This window comes from Streptomyces sp. MBT65, assembly GCF_016612545.1.
Taxonomy (GTDB): domain Bacteria; phylum Actinomycetota; class Actinomycetes; order Streptomycetales; family Streptomycetaceae; genus Streptomyces.
Genome location: NZ_JAENRY010000438.1, coordinates 1 through 7,097, shown reverse-complemented (window position 1 = coordinate 7,097; position 7,097 = coordinate 1). Strand labels below are relative to the sequence as shown.

The 7,097-nt window shown below is 71.2% G+C and carries 8 protein-coding genes and 1 pseudogene; 4 read left to right on the top strand and 5 right to left on the bottom strand.

Going from position 1 to position 7,097, the window contains the following annotated elements; all coding sequences use genetic code 11:
- Positions 1 to 48 precede the first annotated feature (48 nt).
- The 3 genes from JHN63_RS47495 to JHN63_RS47485 are packed head-to-tail and all read right to left on the bottom strand — an operon-like array spanning position 49 to position 2,618.
- Positions 49 to 1,035, bottom strand: a complete 987-nt coding sequence (locus JHN63_RS47495) for a biotin-dependent carboxyltransferase family protein (RefSeq protein WP_200691353.1) — start codon at positions 1,033 to 1,035, stop codon at positions 49 to 51.
- Complete coding sequence (locus JHN63_RS47490) at positions 1,028 to 1,834, bottom strand: allophanate hydrolase subunit 1 (RefSeq protein ID WP_307782157.1); 807 nt, start codon at positions 1,832 to 1,834, stop codon at positions 1,028 to 1,030. The genes JHN63_RS47495 and JHN63_RS47490 overlap by 8 nt, the downstream gene beginning before the upstream one ends.
- A gap of 1 nt (position 1,835) precedes the next feature.
- Positions 1,836 to 2,618 (bottom strand): LamB/YcsF family protein, encoded by a 783-nt coding sequence (locus tag JHN63_RS47485; RefSeq protein WP_200691352.1) that lies wholly within the window; start codon positions 2,616 to 2,618, stop codon positions 1,836 to 1,838.
- 317 nt (positions 2,619 to 2,935) lie between these two features.
- Between JHN63_RS47485 and nac the strand changes: the two genes are divergently transcribed.
- A complete protein-coding gene (gene nac, locus JHN63_RS47480; RefSeq protein WP_200691351.1) occupies positions 2,936 to 3,853 on the top strand; it encodes a nitrogen assimilation transcriptional regulator NAC in 918 nt (305 codons plus the stop codon).
- Between the two features lie 115 nt (positions 3,854 to 3,968).
- Positions 3,969 to 4,961, top strand: a complete 993-nt coding sequence (locus JHN63_RS47475; RefSeq protein WP_200691350.1) for a D-glycerate dehydrogenase — start codon at positions 3,969 to 3,971, stop codon at positions 4,959 to 4,961.
- A 28-nt stretch (positions 4,962 to 4,989) separates the two neighbouring features.
- On the opposite strand, the gene JHN63_RS47470 is transcribed toward JHN63_RS47475, so the two are convergent.
- The gene (locus JHN63_RS47470) at positions 4,990 to 5,901 is read right to left on the bottom strand and encodes a helix-turn-helix transcriptional regulator (RefSeq protein WP_200691349.1); all 912 of its coding nucleotides are present in this window, start codon (positions 5,899 to 5,901) and stop codon (positions 4,990 to 4,992) included.
- Positions 5,902 to 6,048: 147 nt separating this feature from the next.
- Here JHN63_RS47470 and JHN63_RS47465 point away from each other — a divergent pair.
- Positions 6,049 to 6,582: pseudogene (locus JHN63_RS47465) on the top strand (alpha/beta hydrolase); the annotation flags it as partial.
- 95 nt (positions 6,583 to 6,677) lie between these two features.
- On the opposite strand, the gene JHN63_RS47460 reads toward JHN63_RS47465, so the two are convergent.
- On the bottom strand, positions 6,678 to 6,893 hold the full coding sequence (locus tag JHN63_RS47460) for a carotenoid oxygenase family protein (RefSeq protein ID WP_234478783.1): 216 nt from the start codon (positions 6,891 to 6,893) through the stop codon (positions 6,678 to 6,680).
- On the opposite strand from JHN63_RS47460, the gene JHN63_RS47455 reads away from it, so the two are divergent.
- Positions 6,892 to 7,068 carry a hypothetical protein gene (locus JHN63_RS47455; RefSeq protein WP_234478782.1) on the top strand — a complete coding sequence of 59 codons (177 nt, stop codon included), beginning with the start codon at positions 6,892 to 6,894 and terminating at the stop codon, positions 7,066 to 7,068. The genes JHN63_RS47460 and JHN63_RS47455 overlap by 2 nt on opposite strands.
- Positions 7,069 to 7,097: the final 29 nt, after the last annotated feature.

Here is a 7,097-nt window from a genome sequence, read left to right as displayed (position 1 = left end):
TGTCAATAAGTGCGCGGTTCCTCGGGCTCCTTCGGAAGGGGGCCTGTGTCAAGAAGGTGTGGGGGCCCGGATGCGCAGGGTCTCGAAGGTTGTGTGGACCCTCGTTCGTAGGGACTCGATCGCTTGGCGTTGGGCTCGGTGGGCGGTGATGGCCTGGTCGAGGGTGCGGTGGCGGAAGGTGATGGTCTGGCCGGGGCGGACCTGGGCGAGGGCGGACAGGCCGGTGGCGGTGACTACGGCGAGGACGGGGTAGCCGGCCGTGACGCCGCGGCCTCGGTGGAGGACGAGGAGTTCGTCGCCGGCGGGTACCTCGACCGCGCCTATGGGGACCCCTCGGGAGAGGACCTCGCCGTTGCTCACCCGGCGGGGCACCTCGCCCTGGAGGCGTAGGCCTATGTGGTTGCTTCGCGGGGTGACCGTGAAGGGGGCGTCGAAGAGGCGCCGGGCCGTGTCGCCGAACTCGGCCCGGTCGGGGCCGTCGGTGACGTCGATGGTCCAGTGGGTGGGGAACGGGGGGATCGGCGCGTTCAGACGGAACAGGGGGATGCGGGAGAAGGGGTGGTCGATGGGCGGGCAGGCCGTGCGCAGGGCGAGTTCGTCGCCTGCGCGGAGCGGCGGGCCGAAGCCCAGGATCGTGTCGGGGGCGCAACTGCCCTGGAGGTAGTCCGCGTTGAACGAGCCGAGTACGGCCAGGTAGACGCGTAGGCCCCGATGGATGCCGGTGACCCGGATGGTTTCGCCGGCCCGCACCGGGAGCGGTTCCCACTGGGGGCGTACGACTCCTCCGACGCTCACCTCGGCGGGCGCGCCCGTCACCGCGACGAGGATGTCGCCGGAGGGGACGCACGCGAAGTCGAGGGCGGTGATCTCCAGCAACGGGGCACGGTCGTCGTTGCCGCACAGGACGTTGGCCACGCGCGCCGAGTGCTGGTCGGCGGCTCCGTTGGCGGGCAGGCCGTAGCGGGAACGGCCGACCCGGCCGAGGTCCTGCACGGTGACGATGCCGGCGGTGCGGATGGTGAGGGTGTCAGCCATGGGCGATCACCGACTCCGCCAGGTCTCCGAGGGTCAAGTCCGTGTATTCGTCCCACTGTTGGGGGTCGATGGGCCGGAACCGGAACGTGTCGCCGGGGCGGTACGCGGTGATCGGGTCGCTGTGCAGGTCGAGGACGCGTACCGGGGTGCGGCCGAGGAGAGGCCAGCCGCCGGGCGAGGGCATCGGGCAGATGACCGACTGTCGGCCCGCCACCGCGACCGAGCCGGGGGCGACCTTCGTACGGGGCGAGGCCAGGCGCGGTACCGGTCTCGGGAAGGGCGGGCCGTCCGTCATCGGGGCCCCGGCGGGTGCGCCGAGGCAGCGCACGGTGAGGTCGGAACCGGAGTGCAGCGCGATGATCTCGCCCTCGGACAGCCCGAGTTGGGCGGCGACCTCCGGCAGATCCGGTCCGTACTCGCCGCCGTAGACGACGGGGACGACGAAGCGGCGCGGGGGCGCTGTCGGCGCGGGGTGCGGGCCGAGGCGGGCCGCCTCGTGGGCCAGGACGCGGCGGACGGTGGCGTGGTCGGTGACGGCGCAGTCGAACTCGACGAGCAGGGCGTCGTAGGTGGGCACCACGTCGTGAACACCGGTGAGTTGTACGGCGTCGAGGGCGTCGGCGAGAGCGTGCACGAGTCGCCAGGCCGGTTCGGCGTCCAGGCCTACCGCCTTGGCGACCAGGGCGGAGTCGCCGCAGTCGGCGATGGTGACGTTGGCGTTCAAGTTCAAGTTGGCGTTCACGTTCGCGTTGGCGATGGCGATGGCTTCGGCTTGGGCTTTGGCGTCAATGGCCGTCACTTCAGGCGTCCTTGCCGGTCAGGACCTTGTCGAGGGAGGTGATCTCGACGCCGGCGGTGCGGAGTTGCTCACGGATACGGACGGCCAGGGCGATCGCTCCGGGGCTGTCGCCGTGCAACAGGACGGTGTCGCAGGCGACTTGGACGTCCGTGCCGTCGACGCTGCGGATGACGCCCTCGGTGACCATGCGCAGGGTGCGGCGGGCGACCTCGTCCGGGTCGTGGATCACCGCGCCCGGCTCGGAGCGGGGCACGAGCGTTCCGTCGGCGCGGTACGCGCGGTCGGCGATGCCGACGATCCCGACGCGCAGGCCACGGGCGCGGGCCGCGTCGGCCAGTTCGCCGTCCTGCGCGAGGACGATCAGCGACTCGTCCAGGGCCGCTACGGCGTCCACCACGGCGCGGGCGTAGTCGGCGCGGACGGCGACCAGGTTGCCGAGCCGGCCGTGCGGGGCGACGTGGTGCACCCGGGTGCCGTGGGCGACGGCGAAGGCCTGGAGGGCGCCGATCTGGTAGAGCACGTCCGTGCGGACCTCCTCCGGTGTGAGGTCCATCGCGCGGCGGCCGAAGCCGACCAGGTCGGGAAAGCTGGGGTGGGCGCCCACGGCGACCTGCTTCGCCACGCACGTCCGCACGGTCGCGTCCATGATGCGGGGATCGCCGGCGTGGAATCCGCAGGCGACATTGGCGGAGGTCAGCAACTCCAGAAGGGCCGCGTCGTCGCCCATCGTGTACGCGCCGAATCCCTCGCCGAGATCGGCGACGAGATCAACCATGGGAGTCATGACGTCCTCCGGGAGGGAATGCCGGGAAGGGGGAAATCCAGGGGGAAAAATCCAGGGGGAAAGAATTGCCATCACGTCTTCGTGACATCCGGAAAATGATCCGCACACCTCGGACACGAACCGAGAATTCATCGAGCCGTTCCGGTGTGGATGTTCCGCACAACTTATTCCGCCGGTCGGGTGATCGCCAATATGCGTTCGGTCTGGCGTTATCGCGAACCGTTATGACTCCCATCACACCCTCCACTCGCCGGGGCTGCGTTTCGGGGTGATCCCTCCCTACGATGAGGCTTCGCTCCATCTGGAAGGCCCCGCGCATGGACACCAGACGTCTCTACTCGTTCATCAAGATCATCGACGCGGGGAGCATCACGCGCGCGGCCGACATCCTGCACATCGCGCAGCCGGCGCTGAGCCAGCAACTGTCCGCCCTGGAGGCGCAGTTCGGGCAGCAACTGCTCATCCGCAGCAAGCGCGGGGTGGCCCCGACCGAGGCGGGCCGGGCGCTGTACCTGCACGCGCAGCTCATCCTCCGGCAGGTGGACCTCGCCCAGGCCGCCGTCGACGTCTCCGGCCGGGCCCCCGCCGGCAGCGTCTCGGTGGGCCTCGCGCCGTACAGCCTGGGCGCGGCCCTCGCGCTGCCGCTGCTCAAGAGCGTGCGCGAGCGCTATCCGGACATCCTGCTGCACATCAACGAGAACTTCGGCGGCGTGATCAGCGAGGCGATCATGACGGGCCGCATGGACATGGCGTTCATCTACGGCGCCGGGCCGCTGCGGGGTGTCCAGTTCGAGCCCGTCCGTACCGAGGACCTGTATCTGATCGGCGCGCCCGGCGAGACGGCGCCGCCGGGAGAGGGCGAGGTGCGGCTGGAGGAGCTGGCGAGCGTGCCCCTGCTGCTGCCCAGCCGTATCCACACCATCCGGCAGGTCGTGGACGCCGCCTTCCAGCAGGCCTCGCTCCGGCTGAACGTGGTGGGCGAGGTCGAGTCCGCGTTGACACTCGTCAACGCGGTGGACGCGGGCGTCGGCTCGACGGTCCTGCCCTGGTCGGCGGCGCGCGCCATTCTCGATCTCCGCACGCTGTCCGTGCGGCGGATCGTGGCACCCGTCATCACCGTCAAGCTGTCCGTGGTGACCTCGGACAATCAGCCGCTCTCGGAGCCCGCGCTGGCCGTGCACGATCTGTTCCTGGAACTGATCGACACCGACAAGAATCGACACCGCGAAGAATAAGGAAGCCCAATAGCGTCAGAGGAATCCGCTATTTGTTTCCGGTGACCGCCCCGACTAGCGTCGATCGAATTGATCCGCCTGGCCGGCAAAGCATGGCTCGTCACTGGAGAAGCAGATGGAAAAGCGTGTCCTCGTCACCCGTGGAACCCTGCCCGGCAACGGTCTGGGCCGGCTGTCCGAAGCGGCGGAGCCGGTGTCCTGGCCCGGCACCGGCAAGCCCGGTCCCGCCGAACTCGCCGCCCTCGCCCCCGGGGTGAGCGGTGTACTGGCCCTCGGCAACGACCTCGTGGACGCCGCCCTGATGGACGCGGCGGGCCCCTCGCTGCGTGTGATCGCGCTGGCCAGCATGGGCTTCGACAACGTGGACCGCGCTGCCGCCGCCGAGCGCGGCATCGTCGTCACGCACACGCCCCGCGTCCTCGCGGAGACCACCGCCGACCTCACCTTCGCGCTGATCCTCGCCGCCCGCCGCCGTGTCGGAGCGGCCGGGGCGAGCCTCGCGGACGGTTCCTGGGGACTGTTCCGGATGCACGACTACCTCGGCCTGGACGTCCATGGAGCCACCCTCGGCCTGGTCGGCTACGGCCAGATCGGCCGCGCGGTGGCCCGCCGGGCCCAGGGTTTCGGGATGCGCGTGATCCACCACGACCCGTACGCCCCGGACGACGACCTGTCGACCTCGGTGGGCCTGGCCGCGCTGCTGGCCGACTCCGACATCGTGTCGCTGCATGTGCCGCTCACCGAGGAGACCCGCCATCTCATCTCGGCCCGCGAGCTGGCGGCGATGAAGCCCACGGCCACGCTGGTCAGCACCTCGCGCGGCGGGGTCGTGGACGAAGAGGCCTTGTTGGACGCCGTCCGTGAGGGGCGGCTGCACTCCGCCGGGCTCGATGTCTTCGAACGGGAGCCGATGGGAACGGAGTTGTCCCCGCTGGTGGCCGAGCCGAACGTCATCACGCTCCCCCACATCGGGTCGGCGACCGAGGCGACCCGGGCCGCGATGGTCGACCTGGCGGTGGACAACATCCTCGACGTGTTGGCGCAGCGGCCCGCTCGTACGCCGCTGCCCGGCAGTTCGGCGGTGGCGGGCGCACCGGTCGGCCGGTGAGCCGTCCGGGGCGAGGAGAACGCGTGCGTCAACTCCCGTGCGCCTGAACGCCGGTGGGCCCGTCCGCCCACTGGAGCAGGAACCGCAGCGCCTCGGACGAGGCCGAGTCCGGTGCGGCCGTGTACGCGACGAGGAACTGCTCCGGGTGCGTGTCGACGGTGAACTGCTGGACGTCGAGGGTGAGTTCACCGACGACCGGATGGACGTACGTCTTGGTGAGTTGCCGCGGTCCCCGCACCTGGTGCTCGGCCCACCAGGTGCGGAAGTCCGGGTCGCGGTCGGCGAGTTCACCGATCAGAGCGGTCAGCGCGGGGTCGTGCGGAGTACGGCCCGCCTCCATGCGCAGCACGGCGACGCACTCGCGGGCGGCCCGGGGCCAATCGGCGTACAGGGCACGGAAGTCGGCGTCGAGGAAGGTGAGCCGGATCAGGTTGCGCTCGGCCGGAGGCAGCGCGCCGAAGTCGGTGAGGAGGGCGCCGGCCGCGCGGTTCCAGGCTAGGACGTCCATGCCCCGGTGCAGCACCATCGCCGGGACGTCGTACATGGTGTCCAGCAACTGCCTTAGCCGCGGGGCGACTTCGCGTCGTACGGGCGGCCGGGCGGAGGCGCCCGGCGCGACTTCGGCCAGCGTGAAGAGGTAGGCGCGCTCGTCCGGGGCGAGCTGGAGCGCGTCGGCCAGGGCGTCCAGGACGGCGCGGGAGCCACGGCGGGTGCGGCCCTGCTCCAGGCGGACGATGTAGTCGACGCTCACATGCGCGAGGTGGGCCAGTTCCTCCCGGCGCAGTCCCGGCACGCGGCGCAGTCGGCCGTCGTCGGGGAAGCCCGCCCGGTGCGGGTCGCGGTCCGCGCGGCGGGCGCGCAGGAAGTCGCCCAGTTCGTTGCCGGAAGGACCGGAAGGGCCGGAGGAGCCGGAGGGGGACGACGCGTCACGGTCTGCCATGCGTCCAGTGTCGTCGGGTCGGCGCGCGCGTGCCTGGTACAGAACCGCATAGGCAGAGCCGTCCCTGGTGGCGCCGGGTGGGGTGGGGCGACGGTGGGGGCACGGCCGTAGAACGGCTTCTCTCACCTCCGACTGGAGTGCATCCCCATGCGTATCGACGTCACCTTCCCCAGCGCGGGCCTGAAGCTCGCCGGTCATCTGTACATCCCGGACGGGGAGAGCAGGCCTGGGTCCCCGTATCCCGCGATCGTGGTCGGGCATCCCGGCACCGGGGTGAAGGAACAGGCCTCCGGGCTGTATGCCCGCCTGCTGGCCGAGCGCGGGTTCGTCACGCTCGCCTTCGACGCCGCGTATCAGGGCGAGAGCGCGGGTGAGCCGCGCGGTCTGGAGGATCCGGGGCAGCGGGTCGAGGATCTCAAGGCCGCGGTCTCCTTCCTCGGCACGCGTGACGAGGTCGATCCCGGCCGGATCGGGGCGCTGGGCATCTGCGCCTCCGGCGGATACGCCCTGGCGGCGACCGCGACCGACCCGCGGATCCGGGCCGTGGGCACGGTCAGCGCCGTAGACATGTCACGGCAGTTCCGGCTCGGTGCGGACGGCGCCCAGGACCCGGCCGTCGTGGCAGGCATGCTGGCCGCCGCCTCCGCGGCCCGTACCGCGGAGGCGGCGGCCAGCATGCCTGCCACGACGGCAGCATGCCTGCCACGACGCGATCTCTATGACAGGGACGAGTACGTCACGCCCGCCGTGGAGAAGCTGAGCGGCTTCTTCGCCGATCACCTGGCGGTGTGATCCGGCAGACGCACGGAGAGGTCCGAGGCGTCGAGGACGAGGACGAGCAACTCCCCCGCCGCGCCGTCGTCATCCGAGACGAGCGACACGAGCCAGCCCGCGTCCTCGTCGGTGCCGTCCTTCGCCGGGACGAAGACGGCCTCGGCGGGCGCGGTCCGCGAGGACTTCGCCAGCGCCGACGTATACGCCTTCCTGTACATGATCGGCGCCGTCGCCGACCGCACGAACGAGGTGGCACCGGGCGCCTGGCGCCGCTACGCGGAGGTGCTGATGGTGGGGTTCGGGTTGGCGGGGTCGCCGCCGGAGGGGACGTCGGCGCTGACGGACGAGCAGTTGCTGGACAGTTGGCCGAGGCCTGCGCGGGAGCAGGGGTAGCAAGGACCAGGGGTTGCGGGAGCGCGCCC